At 44.9% G+C, this 16,394-nt stretch carries 17 protein-coding genes and 1 tRNA gene; 9 read left to right on the forward strand and 9 right to left on the reverse strand.

Translation table 11 applies throughout. The annotated features are described in order from the left end of the window. Window positions 1-112 precede the first annotated feature (112 nt). Complete coding sequence (gene grxD, locus ASC49_RS04530) at window positions 113-448, forward strand: Grx4 family monothiol glutaredoxin (protein ID WP_055462026.1); 336 nt, start codon at window positions 113-115, stop codon at window positions 446-448. A 65-nt stretch (window positions 449-513) separates the two neighbouring features. Here grxD and gloA2 read toward each other — a convergent pair whose 3' ends face one another. From gloA2 to ASC49_RS04545, 3 genes are all read right to left on the reverse strand, one after another. Next, window positions 514-924, reverse strand: a complete 411-nt coding sequence (gloA2, locus tag ASC49_RS04535; protein ID WP_055462027.1) for an SMU1112c/YaeR family gloxylase I-like metalloprotein — start codon at window positions 922-924, stop codon at window positions 514-516. Next, on the reverse strand, window positions 914-1,870 hold the full coding sequence (locus tag ASC49_RS04540; RefSeq protein WP_055462028.1) for a LysR family transcriptional regulator: 957 nt from the start codon (window positions 1,868-1,870) through the stop codon (window positions 914-916). Before ASC49_RS04540 ends, gloA2 begins: the two co-directional genes overlap by 11 nt. Before the next feature lie 146 nt (window positions 1,871-2,016). Then, complete coding sequence (locus tag ASC49_RS04545; RefSeq protein ID WP_055462029.1) at window positions 2,017-3,027, reverse strand: 2-hydroxyacid dehydrogenase; 1,011 nt, start codon at window positions 3,025-3,027, stop codon at window positions 2,017-2,019. A 339-nt stretch (window positions 3,028-3,366) separates the two neighbouring features. On the opposite strand from ASC49_RS04545, the gene ASC49_RS04550 reads away from it, so the two are divergent. Continuing rightward, window positions 3,367-3,576, forward strand: coding sequence for a cold-shock protein (locus tag ASC49_RS04550; protein WP_055462030.1), 210 nt, complete (start codon window positions 3,367-3,369; stop codon window positions 3,574-3,576). Window positions 3,577-3,646: 70 nt separating this feature from the next. On the opposite strand, the gene ASC49_RS04555 is transcribed toward ASC49_RS04550, so the two are convergent. Next, complete coding sequence (locus tag ASC49_RS04555) at window positions 3,647-4,405, reverse strand: sulfite exporter TauE/SafE family protein (RefSeq protein WP_055462031.1); 759 nt, start codon at window positions 4,403-4,405, stop codon at window positions 3,647-3,649. 484 nt (window positions 4,406-4,889) lie between these two features. On the opposite strand from ASC49_RS04555, the gene ASC49_RS04560 reads away from it, so the two are divergent. The 3 genes from ASC49_RS04560 to ASC49_RS04570 all read left to right on the forward strand — a co-directional run bounded on the left by ASC49_RS04560 (window position 4,890) and on the right by ASC49_RS04570 (window position 7,413). Further along, window positions 4,890-5,831, forward strand: coding sequence for a porin (locus tag ASC49_RS04560; protein WP_055462032.1), 942 nt, complete (start codon window positions 4,890-4,892; stop codon window positions 5,829-5,831). 229 nt (window positions 5,832-6,060) lie between these two features. After that, a complete protein-coding gene (locus ASC49_RS04565; protein ID WP_055462033.1) occupies window positions 6,061-6,702 on the forward strand; it encodes a cupin domain-containing protein in 642 nt (213 codons plus the stop codon). A 9-nt stretch (window positions 6,703-6,711) separates the two neighbouring features. After that, window positions 6,712-7,413, forward strand: coding sequence for a fumarylacetoacetate hydrolase family protein (locus ASC49_RS04570; protein WP_055462034.1), 702 nt, complete (start codon window positions 6,712-6,714; stop codon window positions 7,411-7,413). On the opposite strand, the gene ASC49_RS04575 is transcribed toward ASC49_RS04570, so the two are convergent. Both ASC49_RS04575 and ASC49_RS04580 read right to left on the reverse strand, forming a co-directional pair. Next, window positions 7,410-7,886, reverse strand: coding sequence for a tRNA-uridine aminocarboxypropyltransferase (locus ASC49_RS04575; RefSeq protein ID WP_055462035.1), 477 nt, complete (start codon window positions 7,884-7,886; stop codon window positions 7,410-7,412). The genes ASC49_RS04570 and ASC49_RS04575 overlap by 4 nt on opposite strands. A 95-nt stretch (window positions 7,887-7,981) precedes the next feature. Next, window positions 7,982-9,193, reverse strand: a complete 1,212-nt coding sequence (locus tag ASC49_RS04580; RefSeq protein WP_055462036.1) for an ammonium transporter — start codon at window positions 9,191-9,193, stop codon at window positions 7,982-7,984. Between the two features lie 483 nt (window positions 9,194-9,676). Between ASC49_RS04580 and ASC49_RS04585 the strand changes: the two genes are divergently transcribed. After that, on the forward strand, window positions 9,677-9,889 hold the full coding sequence (locus ASC49_RS04585; RefSeq protein WP_055462037.1) for a cold-shock protein: 213 nt from the start codon (window positions 9,677-9,679) through the stop codon (window positions 9,887-9,889). Window positions 9,890-9,965: 76 nt separating this feature from the next. Here the strand turns inward: ASC49_RS04585 and ASC49_RS04590 are convergent, their stop codons facing one another. After that, window positions 9,966-10,811, reverse strand: coding sequence for an outer membrane protein assembly factor BamD (locus ASC49_RS04590; protein ID WP_055462038.1), 846 nt, complete (start codon window positions 10,809-10,811; stop codon window positions 9,966-9,968). A 108-nt stretch (window positions 10,812-10,919) separates the two neighbouring features. Here ASC49_RS04590 and rluD point away from each other — a divergent pair, with 108 nt between their 5' ends. From rluD to clpB, 3 genes are all read left to right on the forward strand, one after another. Further along, on the forward strand, window positions 10,920-11,897 hold the full coding sequence (gene rluD, locus ASC49_RS04595) for a 23S rRNA pseudouridine(1911/1915/1917) synthase RluD (protein WP_055462039.1): 978 nt from the start codon (window positions 10,920-10,922) through the stop codon (window positions 11,895-11,897). Between the two features lie 147 nt (window positions 11,898-12,044). After that, window positions 12,045-12,788: a peptidoglycan editing factor PgeF gene (gene pgeF, locus ASC49_RS04600; RefSeq protein WP_055462040.1), complete on the forward strand. Its 744-nt coding sequence runs from the start codon at window positions 12,045-12,047 to the stop codon at window positions 12,786-12,788. Window positions 12,789-12,888: 100 nt separating this feature from the next. Further along, a complete protein-coding gene (gene clpB / locus ASC49_RS04605; RefSeq protein WP_055462041.1) occupies window positions 12,889-15,483 on the forward strand; it encodes an ATP-dependent chaperone ClpB in 2,595 nt (864 codons plus the stop codon). 86 nt (window positions 15,484-15,569) lie between these two features. On the opposite strand, the gene ASC49_RS04610 is transcribed toward clpB, so the two are convergent. Continuing rightward, entirely contained in the window at window positions 15,570-16,223 is a 654-nt protein-coding gene (locus ASC49_RS04610; RefSeq protein ID WP_055462042.1) for a TIGR04219 family outer membrane beta-barrel protein, read from the reverse strand. Between the two features lie 95 nt (window positions 16,224-16,318). Then, window positions 16,319-16,393, reverse strand: a tRNA-Gln gene (locus tag ASC49_RS04615). Between the last annotated feature and the right edge of the window lies 1 nt (window position 16,394).

A 16,394-nucleotide genomic window follows, 5' to 3' on the forward strand; every position in this document is an offset into this window, starting at 1 on the left:
AAGGTTTTCCTTGTTGGAGGGTTGTAAAATATTTAAACATCCCCATACTTCATTGCAAATGAATCCCTACACGTCGCGAGCCAAAGCGACCGAATAACGAGGTTTACCGATCGTGAGTAACACAATTGAGACAATCCAAGAGCAAATCAACAACAACCCAATTTTGCTGTACATGAAAGGCACGCCACGTATGCCTCAGTGCGGTTTCTCTGCGCAAACAGTGCAGGCGTTGATGGCTTGCGGCGAACGCTTTGCGTTCGTTAACATTTTAGAAAACCCAGATATCCGTGCCGAACTGCCTAAATTCGCAAACTGGCCAACTTTTCCTCAACTATGGGTGAACGGTGAGCTTGTTGGCGGATGTGATATTGTGGTTGAAATGGCGCAAAATGGTGAGCTACAAACCTTGATCACTGAAGCGGCCGCAGCAACGAAAGACGCTGAATAATTCGCTAGTTTGATTCGTTCAAAATAAAAAACGCGCTACGGCGCGTTTTTTATTTTAAATGGCTTTTATTGCTCATATAACTCAAGTGGTAAGCCATCTGGATCAGCAAAGAAGGTGAAGCGTTTACCGGTTAATTCATCCAGCCGGACATCTTCAACGACGACATTCTGGCCCCTTAAATACTTAACATTCTCGTCTAAATTCCGTGTTGCAAACGCTAAATGTCTGAGTCCTTGCGCTTCAGGATAAGAGGGGCGCTTGGGAGCATTTGGAAACGAAAATAACTCGATTTGAGTATTTTCGTTGATCTTTAAATCCAATTTGTACGAATCTCGATCAGCGCGGTAGGTTTCTCGTATCACAGAAAACCCTAGCAACTGAGTATAGAAAGTTTTTGAACGTTGGTAATCTGAGCAAATGATGGCGAAGTGGTGTACGCTTTCAAGCAAAAGCTGATCATTGGTTTTAGCGCACATAGCTCTGGGATTTCAGCTCGTTGGCCAACTCAATCACTTGCTTACGAAACCAGATGTGACTGGCATCGTGATGAAGTAATGGGCTCCAAATCATTTTCAGCTCAATGGGTGGAATCGCGAACGGTGGTTCTAAAATCACCAAATCCGGATTATTGCGATTGATTAGTGCCACTTTTCTAGGCAAGGTGGCGATTAAATCCCGCTCTAAGGCGAGATGCATGGCGGTATGATAGCTCCGAGTGAAAACGCGAATGCTGCGCTTACGGCCTTGACGTTGCAGTGCTTCATCTACCCAGCCGAGTTTTTGCACATCGGTAGGGTCCATGCCCACGCCCACCCCGAAACCCGTTTTACTTACCCAAATATGCTGCGCCTCTAAGTAGGTTTCAAGGGTGAAGTTTTGCGCAACAGGATTATCTGCAGCCATCATGCAGACAAACGTATCTAGCCAGACACTTTTCTCATGGAAAGATTGGGGCAACTCTTCGAAACGGTTGATTGCCATATCGATCTTACCTGCTTCCACATCGTGAAAGGTGACATCGCTTGGGGTCATGATATCAATGGTAATGCCAGGAGCGTTTTCGCGAAGACGATTCAATAGTCTAGGTATTACGGTGGACGCAGCATAATCGCTAGCCATAATACGAAAGACTCGAGTTGAGGTCCTTTCATTAAAATCGGCTTCTGGCTGAAGAGCTTCTTCAAGCTCTAGCAACACTTTGCGTACAATCGGCTGTAGGCGAAGTGCCTTTTCAGTCGGTTTCATGCCTTCACTGGTGCGCACAAGAAGCGGGTCGTTAAGTAGGTCTCGTAGACGTTTTAGACCATTACTCATAGCAGGCTGAGTAATGTTTAGCTTATTTGCTGAACGGGTAACATTACATTCTCTAAGTAATACGTCTAGGTAGATGAGCAGATTAAGATCGATCTTATTTATATTCATTTGTCTTATGCTGATCAGGAAATTGATAATTAATATGATTGATTGTATTCCAGTCACCTGAAAGTACAACCCTTTTTCTAAGCGAGTTTAGTGAAGGGGGAATAAGCAACCCCACATTTTGCGGGCTTGCTTATTATTCGACTTAATTAGTATTGGTTTTTAGCCGTGAGTTCACGCTTGAACGTTGCTGGGTCTTTGCTTAACTGTTCTAAATTGGCGAGAGTTGTGTCGGCGATATGACGTAATGCGATATCGGTGAAGTAGCCTTGGTGGCCGGTGACGACAACGTTTGGAAAAGTGAGTAGTAGCTGGAAAACACTGTCATAAATAATATGAGAAGACATATCTTCAAAGAAAATCTTGCCTTCTTGTTCATACACATCCAAGCCCAGGTAACCGATCTTGCCACTGTAGAGTCCGTCAATGGCTTCTTGAGCATTAACCAAGGCGCCGCGGCTCGTGTTGATGATCATTACACCGTCTTTCATTTTATGGATGGAGGTTTTGTTGATCAGGTGGTGAGTGGAAGCGTTTAAAGGGCAATGCAGGCTAATGATATCGCTTTCAGCGTAGAGCGTTTCTAGATCCACATATTCAGCGCCTAAGGCAAGAAGGCGTTCATTTTCGAACAGATCATAGCACAGTACCTTACAGCCAAAGCCGTTCATAATGCGGCAGAAAGCCTCACCTATACGCCCAGTACCGATACAACCAACGGTTTTGCCTTCTAGGTTAAACCCCATAAGGCCTTCAAGAGCAAAGTTACCTTCTTTGACTCGATGATACGCTCTGTGGGTCTTACGGTTTAACGCCATAATTAAGGCCACGGCGTGTTCGGCGACAGACGTTGGACTGTAGTCTGGAACGTGAAAAACTGGAATCGAAAGGCCTTTTGCGCAATAAAGGTCGACATTGTTGTAGCCAGCACAGCGCATAGCGATGGCTTTGATGCCGTAATTTGCCAGCTGCTCTATGACTGGACGGCTTAGGTCATCGTTCACGAAACAAGAAATGGCATCGTAACCTTTAGCAAGGGATACGGTCTCAAGGCTAAGGCGACTTTCAAAGTAAACCAGCTCGATATCGGAAGCGGTTTCGCTGGCTTCATCAAGCGTTCGTTTGTCATAGGGTTTGCAAGAGAAAACAGCGACTTTCATAAAGCCCTCCTAGGAGCATTGGAAGAAACTAATTCTAGGTAGATTTCTGCAAATTGTTACAATCAATCTCTAGCCTGTTGATTTGCCTCAAATAGTTCACAGATCTAGTGAAAAGTTCTACATTTATAAAGTTACAAAAAATATGTGGATTTCGTTGACCACAGTAATAAAACAATTCTACAATCAAGATGTTTAAATAATTGGCGCTATTTATGTACAGTGTCCCTTGCGGCCAAATACGGTTAGTCCTGTTTTGTCATAAGTAATACCGAGTTTTTTAAGCACTACCTGGTTGCCTAGCAACCAAATTTAAAACTTATTTCAAACAGGAATATCATTATGTCAGACGTAGTAACTGGTACAGTTAAATTCTTCAACGAAACTAAAGGTTTCGGTTTCATCACTCAAGAGTCTGGTCCTGACGTGTTCGTACACTTCTCTGCAATCGACGTACCAGGCTTCAAAACTCTAGCTGAAGGCCAAAAAGTTGAGTTCCAAGTAGCTCAAGGCAAAAAAGGCCCAGAAGCTCAAAACGTTAAGCCTCTATAATTTAGAGCAACCGTTTTAAGTAAAAAAGGCAGCCGAATGGCTGCCTTTTTTGTTGAACTCGTAGTAGAGGTTAGCTCAACAGGGCTGCTACGCTGCCGACAACCGTCATTACAAATAAAAACCATTTTAAATGCTGCGGTTTGGCTTTGATGGCAAACCTTACTGCGACTATTGAGCCTAACATGGTGCCGCAAGCAAGAGTTAAACCAGGTACCCACCATACCTGATCATTCCAGATAAACACGAGCAAAGCCAAAAAGGTAAAGCAAATGGTGCAGACCATTTTAAGGGCATTCGTTTTAACTAAATCGTAGCGTAACGTACCTGCTAGTGCGGCGATCAATACAAAGCCGACACCAGCTTGAACAAACCCCCCGTAAATGCCAGCGGCAAACAAAGCGAACCATGCACTTGGTCGTTCAGTTATCTTAAATGGAGTGGTGCCCTCTGGCGGCGCCACGATAGTTGGCTTAACCAACATAACAATCGTCATACTGATCATGGCTGTTAAAAGAAGAGGCTTGAGAAGGCTCTCTGGCGCAAACGAGGCTAATAAGCCTCCGACTAGCCCCCCCAGTAGGGTTGGAATCAGTATCGGAACAATATCTGATTGATCTACTTTGCCAGCCTTGTGAAAACCCTTTACACCGACTAACCCCTGTAGCAATACCCCTACTCGGTTTGTTGCATTGGCCACATCGGCTGGCATACCCATGACCATTAATGCGGGCAGAGTTAAGTTAGATCCTCCTCCGGCTAGTGTGTTAATAATTCCTGCCAAAAAACCTGTTCCAATTAATAATGCGCTATACGCTAAGTCTAGTTCCAAAATTGATCCTCCTGTTTTGCCGCAAGCGTAGCAAAGTAGAGAAAAAGCGTCTTATTTTTTAGCAGGAAAGGTGTAAATAAAATGAGTGCATGTTTTTTAAACAATTAGAGGTTGTCGATTTTTGGGTTACTAATACAGTGCAAGATATTTTTTAATATTCATTTAAGATATATATTATTTTTCTATTCTAGATAGATCATCCTTTTTTTTTTCATAAAAAAGCAATTAAAACGTGTTAGCTAAAAATAATTATGTCATAAATTAACTTAAGTTTATGATATATAAGGTTTTTTAATTTTTTCTGTAAGAATTCGATATGCAATTATTTAAAATATGAATGCAAAAAGTACGCATGGTGAATAGAGGGTGCAAATATGTTGTGCTGTATTGATTAAATGTGGACGAATATTACAGTGTCGGTAAGTGGCTTGCACAGTTCGAGCGCTGAACATAATAAGTGAATCAACAGAAAGGAAACCGATTTATGAAAAAGACTCTTGTAGCTATCGCAGTTTCAAGTGCGGCGTTGACTTCAGTATCTGCTTTTGCAGCAGATGAAACAGTTAACTTTGATGTATACGGTAACATTCAGCTAGTTTACGCAGATTCTGACGCAAACGATTCTGAAATCACTGACAACGGTTCTACTTTTGGCTTCCAAGGTAGCACTGCAATCAGCGATGACCTAACTGGTTTCTTCAAGTACGAGCTTGAAGCAGACGCCGATGAAAAAACAAGCGGTGTAGATGTAAACCTTGACCAAGCATACATTGGTCTACAAGGTTCTTTCGGTAAAGTTCAGGTTGGTTCATTTGATAGCATCTACAACAACGCTATCCAAGACACTTACGACCAGTTCGAATACTACGGCGTAACTAACGCTGGTCTAACTAAAGAAGGCGATACTATCGCTTACTTCTCTCCATCAATGGGTGGCTTTGAAGTTCAACTTTCTGCTCAGTTCAAAGGCAAAGCAGAATCTGAAACTCAAGGTGCTGGCGCGAGCGTTGAAGACGGCACTGCAGTAACAGCAGTGGTTAAATACTCTGTTGATGCGCTAACAATTGCTGCGGGTTATGACAGCCTTGAAAACGATACTGCTCGTTCAAATGCTGATTCTGCAACGTACGGTGTAAGCGCGACATTCCAAGCTACTCCAGCGCTTTCTGTTGGTGCTAAATGGGAAGAAGAAGAAGACCTAAACACTATTCTTGGTCTAGCTGCGCGCTTTAACTACGGTGCAGGTGATGTTTACGGTACTTACCAAAACGTTGATCCAGATGCTGCAAATTCTGATGACTACAACGAATACGGTGTAGGTGTGACTTACAACCTAGCTTCTAACATGTACGTTTACGGTGAATTCGGTCAGTCAGGCGCTGCTGAAGACGACGTAACTGCAGTAGGTGCAACTTACCTATTCTAATCCCAATGTAGCGGATTACGTTTACTCTAAGGCTCCCATTTGGGAGCCTTATGTTAAATGTGATCATTCAAGGTTCCATACGTCCTTTTTCGTTCGGAGATAGACTGACTGGAACATTTAGGCATTAGGTCTTTGACCTAGTGCCTTTTTTTTAGGTAGAAATGTTTGCCTAGAGGCTAAATCACTGGATAGACTAACTAGATCATTATTTAAACAGGAAGATGTTCCTATGTTGAATATGGATTTTAGTATCCCCGTGCGACAGAGTGTGGATGAGTTGGAGTGGTTACCTAGCCCGATGCAAGGGGTAGAACGCAAACCTTTAGCGCGGGAAGATGCTGAGCGAGGACATGCCACCAGCATTGTACGATATGCTCCAGGTTCAATTTTTAGGGCACACCCTCATCCGCTTGGAGAGGAGATTCTGGTGTTGCAAGGTGTGTTTTGTGATGAAACAGGACATTATCCTGCTGGAACTTATTTCCGTAATCCTCCAGGCTCCAGTCATGCGCCTTTTAGCCCCGATGGCTGCGTATTATTCGTTAAGTTGCATCAATTTGCTCCGCTTGATAGTAAGCAGGTGTTGGTGGCGGCAGAGGTTTTTAACGACTTACCTTGCAATCAGCCACACTTGCTGCATCAATATCAAACAGAACAAGTCTATTTATTGCGTGTTAATGCCAACTCTGATTTTTCAGTATTATTCGATGAGGTCAATGAGGCCTTCGAGCTTCTAGTTGTGGAAGGACGAGTGAGTTATCAAGAGAAAGATCTGTCAGCGCTAAGCTGGTTGCGTACACCTTCTATAGATCTTAATCATTTGAAAGCAAAAGAGAGCAGCATGCTATGGCTCAAATTTGGACATTTTTAAGGAACAGATATGACTCAGTATTTGATAACGCCCGAACCTGAGGTGATTCTACCCATTATCGGTATGGATCAGTTGTTTCCTGTTAGACGTGTATTCTGCGTAGGGCGTAATTATGCCGAGCATGCTCGTGAAATGGGTGATGATCCAAGTCGAGACTTACCATTCTTTTTCTGTAAGGATCGTACTTGTGTGCAATGGATAAATCCGACTCAGGAAAATAGCTTGGTATATCCTGAAGCGACCGGAAAGTTTGAATATGAAGTAGAGTTGGTGGTTGCTCTAACCAGTGGGGGACGTAATCTAACAATAGAAGAAGCTGACGCTGCAGTCTTTGGCTATAGTTTAGGCTTGGATATGACTCGTCGAGATTTACAAAGCCAAGCGAAACAGAAGGGGCGTCCCTGGGAGGCTGGGAAGTCCTTTGAAGCCAGTGCGCCAATGACGTCAATTGTGCCTCGTAGTGGCGCTGCGTTATTGAATCGAGGTCGAATTGAGTTATCGGTTAATGGAGATATTAAGCAGAGTAGCGACTTGTCCCATTTAACATGGGACATTGCTGAGGTTATTGTTAAATTATCTGAGCTGTTTGAGCTGCATCCAGGCGATTTGATTATGACAGGAACGCCAGAAAATGTGGGTCCTGTGATAGTAGGGGATCGTATCTGTGCATCCCTTGAAGGAGTTGCTGAGTTGGAGCTGGTAGTAGTCTAGCGCTCAATATTAAACGCTAGAAAAGCCTCTTCTAGCTGTGTAGCTTCAAGGATTCGTTTCTGTTTTCGAAGCAAATGAATGGCGGACTCTGCGGTGCAAAGTCCGCTTTTTTGTTGGTTCCTACGACGCAAGTACTGCGAGTTTTCACCACGGATTTCATAGGTTTTAAAGCGATGCAAATAGGGGCTGCGGTTATATATTTTTCGGGCTTGCTGCCAAGTGCCGTCGAGAATAATAAAGTGCTTGGCATTGTGTGCATCTAGCTCTGGAGAGAACGCATCGCTCGCTTTTTCAATAGCTGATGGGTATATCAACAAGGTATTGTCGAGAGGTAAGTTTTGCAGTGTTTCTGATGGGGTGGCTCGCTGCCAAACAATCACTGAGGCTAGGGTCGGCAAATGAGCATGAACCAACTGGCCAGTGCCGTTAGCTTTTTTTAATTCTTCAGAGTGTGTCAGTAGCCAAATATGCATGGAATAAAATATCGAACAGGGAAAAAGCTATGTTATCAAAAAATGAAAAGGGGTGCTGTCCGCACCCCTTTGAAATCTAAGCTAATTAGGAAGTATTACTCTTTTCCGATAGAGCCAATTTTATGAATACTTAAATCCGCTCCGTTGAATTCATCTTCCTCACTTAGGCGGATTCCTGAAATCGCTTTACTTGCACCGTACACGACAAAGCCTCCTAGTAACGCAATGATGATTCCTGCTAAGGTGCCAATAACTTGGGCGGTAAAGCTTACACCACCTAATCCGCCAAATGCTGTGCTACCAAATATACCGGTGGCGATACCGCCCCAAGCGCCACAGATGCCGTGCAGTGGCCAAACACCTAGAACGTCATCGACGGAATGAAGTTTTTGTTGGATCCAAGTGAATAAAACGGTAAACAGTGCGCCAGCGACAGCACCAGTAACGAGAGCACCAATAGGATGCATGATGTCAGAGCCTGCACAAACTGCTACCAAGCCTGCTAAAGGCCCGTTATGAATAAAGCCAGGGTCGTTTTTACCGATTAGCATCGATGTGATGACGCCGCCGACCATTGCCATTAGAGAGTTCACCGCAACAAGACCGCTGATGCCATCTAAGGTTTGTGCTGACATGACGTTGAAGCCAAACCAGCCAATACACAGAATCCATGCCCCGAGAGCCAAGAAGGGGATGTTAGAAGGTGCGAAGGCGACTAGTCGGCCTTGGCGGAAGCGACCATTACGAGTGCCCAATAAGATAATAGCCGCTAGAGCGACCCAGCCACCCACACCGTGGACCACTACCGAGCCCGCGAAGTCATGGAAGCCCGCACCAAAGCTGCTTTCCAGCCATGCTTGGAAACCGTAATTGCCATTCCAGATGATGCCTTCAAAGAATGGATAAACCACGCCGACAATCATGGCTGCTGAAATCAGCATTGGATAGAACTTGGCGCGTTCAGCCACACCGCCAGAAATAATCGCTGGAATCGCGGCTGCAAAGGTCATTAGGAAGAAGAACTTTACCAAGGCGTAACCGTTATTCTCGGATAATACTTCGGCACTATCGAAGAAGGTCACACCATAAGCGATTTGATAGCCGACAAAGAAATAGACCAAGGCTGAGATAGCGAAGTCAGTCATAATCTTAACAAGAGCGTTCACTTGGTTTTTATGGCGTACGGTACCGACTTCTAAAAACGCAAAGCCTGCGTGCATTGCAAAAACCATGATGGCGCCGAGTAAAATAAATAAAGTGTTTGAGCTAGAGACTAGTGTCTCAACTGCACTATTAATGTGATCCACATGCACTCCTAAATAGGTGTTTACGCACCAGTTTGGTTAATTTTATTTTATGTTTGCCATTTAATGGGGCGAAAATGGCGATTTTGAGGTGTCCATTCCTCGGCGTGAATCAGATTAAGCAATTAATGTGCCCAAATTGCTTATATTTGGTGCTATATCCTTGGGTGGTGCTCTCTTTTGGGAGTTGGGGTGTTGAAGTGACTAAACCTTGGTCACTGTCTGTCAAACGGCTGTCATAGAGTGATGCTAAACTGGTTTTCGATTTTGTCACGAATAGGTAGGAAAATGGATCTACTGTGTACACTTTGTGTAGATAGGGGGTTTATATTTTTTTTCGCACGACATATTATCGAAAGGTCGCTGTTTAAAAATAACTCAAATGTAAAGGGATTTAGGCAGCACAAAGGAACAATGTCTTGCACTAAGCAAGATGGATGATGAATAAGCTACCGTTGCAGGGTAGTCAGCGTAAAAGAGGTTGTTATGTCAGATCAATTGGTTTCCGGTATCGTTAAATGGTTCAACGATGAGAAAGGTTTTGGTTTCATTGAACGCGATAGTGGTTCAGATGTGTTTGTTCACTACCGTGCAATCAACGGTACAGGTCGCCGCACTTTGCAAGAAGGGCAAAAAGTTACGTTTGAAGTAACTCAAGGCCAAAAAGGCCCTCAAGCTGAGAATGTCACGATTGTTTGATCTGACATAAACGGAAAAAGCCAAGCAATATGCTTGGCTTTTTTGTGTCTGCAATACCGTCCTGAGCGAGGTTCTATTAGTTGATAAGACCTAGGCTCACCCAATACAGCAGGTCTGGATCGGCTTCGCGTGGCAGTTCAAAAGGGATGAACTTTTTGTTTTTGTTTAAGAATTTACTGTTCGGGAAGCTATCAGCCAATACGGACAGATTCAGTTTGGCTTCATCGTACAGTTTCAAATCCATATAAGCTTGAATTGTAATTGCCAAGGCTTCTTCTACTGCAGGCGTGGATGGATAGTTTTGTATCACTTCTTGTCCGCGACGCAATGCTGAAAGAGGTGCTTTGCGTTTGAAGTAGTAGTGGGCAATGCTCACCTCATGCTCGGCAATCAGATTGCGCAGATAGATCATGCGAGCCTTTGCATCCGGTGCAAATTGGCTATCAGGGAAGCGGCGTAAAAAATCGGCAAACTCGGCAAAAGCTTTATCAAACTCTGCCGTGTCACGCTCCGCTGCGTTAAGGTCTAGGTAGCGACCAAGGAATGTTTCTGCGCCGCGGTAAGTCGACAAGCCACGCATATAGTAGGCGTAATCAATATTGCTTTGGTCAGGGTAGTTCTTGATAAAGCGATCAGCGGTAGCATGAGCGGCAGCGTAATTGCCTGCTTCAAACTGAGCATAAATCAGATCCAAACGTGCTGGAACCGTATATTCACCAAATGGGTAGCGTGTTTCGAGCTCTTTTAACTGTTCTGCTGCGGTCGTTGGAAGGCTATTGTCCAACGCCTCTTGAGCTAAGCGAAAATATTCTTTTTCCGGTAGGTCTGGTTCTACGGTTGGTTGGTTGCTTGAACAGGCTGTCAAAGCGGTGTAAAAGCCTGCAATTGTCAGAAATCGTGACAATGTCTTATTAAATCCCATGTATAATACAACCCTAGTAAACGAGGCATAGCATTTCTAACAGATTGCTATGCGGTTGGCATATTTCGCGTCGCGATGACGCAGCATCGAGCATAGAAAGTTTATTGTATGGCAGAGCGCATAGTAAAAGAAGCCCAAGTTTCATTGGATTTCTCTGGTCAGCGATTTGATCAAATTGCTACCGAATTATTTTCAGATTATTCACGTTCTCGCATCCAGAGTTGGATCAAAGAGGGCGTGTTGCTGGTTGATGGCAAACAGACTAAACCAAAAGAAAAACTCTTTGGCGGTGAGAAAATTACGTTAGATGTGGAATTAGAAGAGCAAGCAGTGCACGATGCTCAGGAGATTCCTTTGAATATCGTCTATGAAGATGATGATATTTTGGTGATTAATAAGCCTGCTGGTCTAGTTGTTCATCCTGCTGCAGGTCACAGCGATGGCACACTGCTTAATGCGATTTTGCATCATGCGCCAGAAACGGGCACGGTGCCGCGGGCAGGCATTGTTCATCGCTTGGATAAAGAAACAACTGGCTTGATGGTGGTTGCCAAGACCTTGCAGGCACAAACGGATCTGGTGGCTCAGCTGCAAGAGCGCAGTATGGGGCGTGAGTACGAAGCCATTGCCATTGGTGCGATGACGGGAGGTGGTGTGGTCGATGAGCCAATTGGTCGTCATCCGCACAATCGTCAGAAAATGGCGGTTGAGCCAATTCATGGCAAAGAAGCGATTACTCATTATCGTTTGATCAAGCGCTACAACAACCACACCCATATTCGTTTGAAGTTAGAAACCGGTCGTACGCACCAGATTCGTGTGCACATGGCGCATATTCAGTACCCATTGGTAGGTGATCCGCAATATGCTGGTCGTTTGAAAATGCCAAAAGGTTGTTCGCCTGAGCTACAAGATGCGCTGCGTGGCTTTCGTCGCCAAGCGTTGCATGCGAAGAAGCTTGAGCTTTCTCATCCTGCAACAGGTGAGTGGATGGAATGGGAAGTTGAACTTCCACAAGATATGTTGGAATTAATCGAAGTGTTGGAAGCCGATTTGAAAAATGGCGGCCAAAACCAATATATGTAATCCATAATAGAATCAAACAAACAAACAAACAAACAAACAAACAAACAAACAAACAAACAAACAAACAAACAAACAAACAAACAAACAAACAAAGGCAGCGCTAGGCTGCCTTTTTATTAGCTAAACCTATAGATGGACGTTTGTAGTATGGCAAAACTAGAGCAACTGATCATTCCCAACTGGCCTGCACCAGTGCACGTTAAAGCCTTTGTCAGCACTCGCTTGGGAGGCGTAAGTAATGCGCCTTATCAAGGGTTAAACCTAGGAGCCCATGTTGGAGACCAAGCCAAACACGTGGAAGCTAACCGAAATGAGCTCAAACACTTAGTGGGCTTTTCTGGTGACGTGCAGTGGCTCAATCAAGTGCACTCGAGTATTGCTATTGAGTTGCCTACCGATCAGCAAGACCGTACTGCAGATGCGTGTTATACAAAGCAAACGAACACTGTTTGTGCGGTATTAACAGCGGATTGTTTGCCCGCGATTTTTACAGACAAAAATGGTACTCAAGTAGCGGCCGCCCATGCTGGCTGGCGTGGTCTGTGTGATGGGGTGCTAGAAGAAACGCTAAAAACCTTTCCAAACCCCGCTGAAGTCTTGGTGTGGTTGGGCCCTGCGATAGGTCCTGATGCATTTGAAGTGGGCCCTGAAGTGCGTGAAGCCTTCATAGCGGTCGATGCTCAAGCGCAGCAAGCGTTTAAGCCTTCCCATAATGAAGGTAAATGGTTAGGCAATCTGTATCAGCTAGCCAGGCAACGTTTGGCGGCACTCGGCTGTGGGCAGATTTATGGTGGTGATTTCTGTACCTATGCCGATCAAGAGCGCTTTTACTCCTACCGTCGTGATGGTGTAACGGGGCGTATGGCGACCTTAATATGGATAGAAAAGTGATGACTGTCAAAAAAATGACGGTCAGCCATTGAAAAGCAAATGAGAGTACCTATAAAGCATGTAGAAGCTCAATTTTGTTATCGATTCATCGGAGGTCAGTATGCGAATTGATCGATTAACCAGTAAATTACAAGTTGCTTTATCAGATGCTCAGTCCGTAGCACTAGGGCAAGATCACAATTATATCGAAGCGGTGCATGTGTTAATTGCTTTGCTCGATCAGCAGGGGGGCGGAGTGCGCCCTATCCTGCAACAAGCAGGTGTACAAGCCACTAAGTTCCGTGAGGAGCTAAAGGCGATCTTAGAGCGCATGCCAAAGGTCAGCCATCACGATGGTAATGTGCAAATGTCACCAGAGTTGGGTCGCTTGCTAAACCTTGCTGATAAAGAAGCGCAGAAGCGCAAAGACCAATACATTTCTTCAGAGTTATTGCTGTTGGCTATGTTTGATGGCAAAGATGATGTGGCTAAGGCGTTGAAGGCCACTGGGGTGACCAAGGCTGATATTGCTAGTGTGATCGATTCGGTTCGTGGTGGTGATGCAGTGAATGACCCGAACGCTGAAGAAAACCGTCAATTGTTGGATAAGTTCACTGTGGACTTAACTGCGCGAGCTGCGGAAGGTCGACTCGATCCAGTGATCGGTCGTGACGATGAAATTCGTCGTACTATCCAGGTCTTACAGCGTCGTCGTAAAAATAACCCTGTACTGATTGGTGAGCCTGGGGTTGGTAAAACAGCCATTGTAGAAGGGTTGGCGCAGCGGATCATCAATGGTGAAGTGCCAGAAGGCCTTAAAAATAAGCGTGTATTATCCTTAGATATGGGGACTTTGATTGCTGGCGCTAAATATCGCGGCGAGTTTGAGGAGCGTTTAAAAGGCGTGTTAAATGAGTTGGCGAAGCAAGAAGGCCAGATCATTCTCTTTATTGATGAAATTCACACCATGGTGGGTGCGGGTAAGTCAGAGGGCTCGATGGACGCGGGCAATATGCTAAAACCTGCCTTGGCGCGTGGGGAATTGCACTGTGTCGGCGCGACCACTTTAGATGAGTATCGCCAATTCATTGAAAAAGACGCGGCACTTGAACGTCGCTTCCAGAAAGTGTTGGTGGAAGAGCCAAGCGTATTGGATTCCATTGCCATTTTGCGTGGCTTGAAAGAACGTTACGAAGTGCACCACGGTGTAGACATTACGGATTCTGCAATCATTGCGGCAGCGAAATTATCTCAGCGTTACATTACGGATCGTCAATTGCCGGATAAAGCGATTGACCTGATTGATGAGGCGGCTAGCCGTATTCGTATGGAAATGGACTCTAAGCCTGAGGAAATGGACCGCTTAGAGCGACGTTTGATCCAGCTTAAGATTGAGCAAGAGGCGCTGAAAAAAGAGAAAGATAAGGCTTCTAAGCTGCGACTAGAGGAGTTGGAAAGTGAAATTGAAACCCTTGAGAAACAGTTTTCAGATTTAGAAGAGATCTGGAATGCTGAAAAAGCCGTGGTTCAAGGTGCTCAAAAACTCAAAGAAGAGCTTGAAGGGGTGCGTCAAGAAATGGAAGAAGCGCGTCGTCAAGGTAACTTGGCGAAGATGTCTGAGCTCCAATATGGCGTGATCCCAATGCTGGAAGCGGAGATTGAAAAAGCTGCCCTAGCGGAAGAAAGTGGAGCGCAAACGCAGTTACTGAAAAATCGTGTTACCGAAGAAGAGATTGCTACCGTTGTCTCTCGTTGGACCGGGATTCCAGTGGATAAAATGCTCGAAGGTGAGCGTGATAAGTTGCTGCGTATGGAAGATGCGTTGCACGAATCTGTAATTGGTCAAGATGAAGCGGTGACAGCGGTATCGAATGCGGTACGTCGCTCTCGTTCAGGGCTTGCAGATCCTAATCGTCCGAATGGTTCGTTCCTATTCTTAGGTCCAACCGGGGTGGGTAAGACAGAGTTATGTAAATCGCTAGCGAAGTTCTTATTTGATACTGAACAGGCCATGGTACGAGTGGATATGTCCGAGTTTATGGAGAAACACTCTGTGGCGCGTTTGATTGGTGCGCCTCCAGGTTATGTGGGCTACGAAGAAGGCGGCTATCTAACCGAGGCTGTACGTCGACGTCCTTATTCGGTATTGCTGCTAGATGAGGTGGAGAAAGCCCATCCTGATGTGTTTAATATCTTGCTGCAAGTATTGGATGATGGACGCTTAACAGATGGTCAAGGCCGTACTGTCGACTTTCGTAATACGGTAGTGGTGATGACTTCGAACCTTGGTTCCGACATGATTCAAGAGTACCGAAGTAATGATGAGTATGAAGCGATTAAGAGCAAGGTGATGGAAGTGGTGGGTATGCATTTCCGCCCTGAGTTTATTAACCGTATTGATGAGACCGTAGTGTTCCATCCTTTGTTGCAATCGCAAATTAAAGGCATTGCTAAGATTCAATTGGCACATCTGAATGACCGCCTAGCGGAAATGGGAATGTCGATGACTCTAAGTGAAGCGGCAATGGAGCGTTTAGCGGAGGTGGGCTATGATCCGATTTACGGTGCTCGTCCATTGAAGCGCGCCATTCAAAAATGGATTGAAAACCCATTAGCGAATGAATTATTAGGCGGTAAGTTTGTTGCCGGTGATCTTATTAAGGTCGACGTTAATGAGCAGGGCATGACGTTTGAAGCTTTACCTGAAGTGCTGTAAGCGTAAAACTTCCTAATGCAAAAAAAGCCAGCTTAAATCAGCTGGCTTTTTTTATGGTTCAAAATCATAGCTTTTTAAGTAGCTGATTAGAAATCCGCGAAAACGCCCACGAAGAAACCGTCAAACTCGATTTCAGAGTCAATACCACCTTCGTCAATGTCAAAGTTTGCGTTGCGGTAGCCACCTTCTAGACCGACAATAAATGGTGATTGGTATTTAATTTTAAACGTTGTATCGGTCATGCTGGAATCGCCAGCTGAAATGGCTTTTACCTCACCACCAATTTGAATAGGTAGCGTTGGAATTGTGAAATAAGCAGATAGGTAGCCAGTCGGAATAACAATGCTTTCAGAGTCGCGGCTGTTGTTGACGCGAGCATCGATGTCCATGTCTCGAATCGAGATACCAAGATCCAAGTCAATCCATGCTAGGCCATCTAGGATTTCGTAGTAAAGCGTGTAGTCGGTGCTTTCTACCTTCATGTCCACACTGGCGCTGCGTCCTTCAAGGGTTGAGCCTTGCAGGCGTACGTTAGGGATCAATGGTACTGGGTGTTCTAAGGCAATGCCGTAGTAGGTGTTATCTTCGCCGCTAAAGTCTACATTGGCGTTTTGATCGTTTAGTCGACCATCAAAAGAAACGTCAGGAGAGAACTGACCTACTTCAGCAGTTAACCCTAAAACATCGGCTTGCGCCGTGCTTGCAAGAAGTAGAGTAGAAGCAATCAAAGCTTTCTTCATGAAAGGAATCCCTATGTTGATATTGATTTTCACGAATTATAACGAAGCGTGAGTTAAAATCTAAGGGCTGAAAGAAGAAAGTGAAGAGTTTTTGATGGCTGGGGTAGCTGGATTCGAACCAACGCATGACGGGATCAAAACCCGTTGCCTTACCGCTTGGCTATACCCCAA

This window comes from Marinomonas fungiae, assembly GCF_001418205.1.
GTDB classification, from domain to species: domain Bacteria; phylum Pseudomonadota; class Gammaproteobacteria; order Pseudomonadales; family Marinomonadaceae; genus Marinomonas; species Marinomonas fungiae.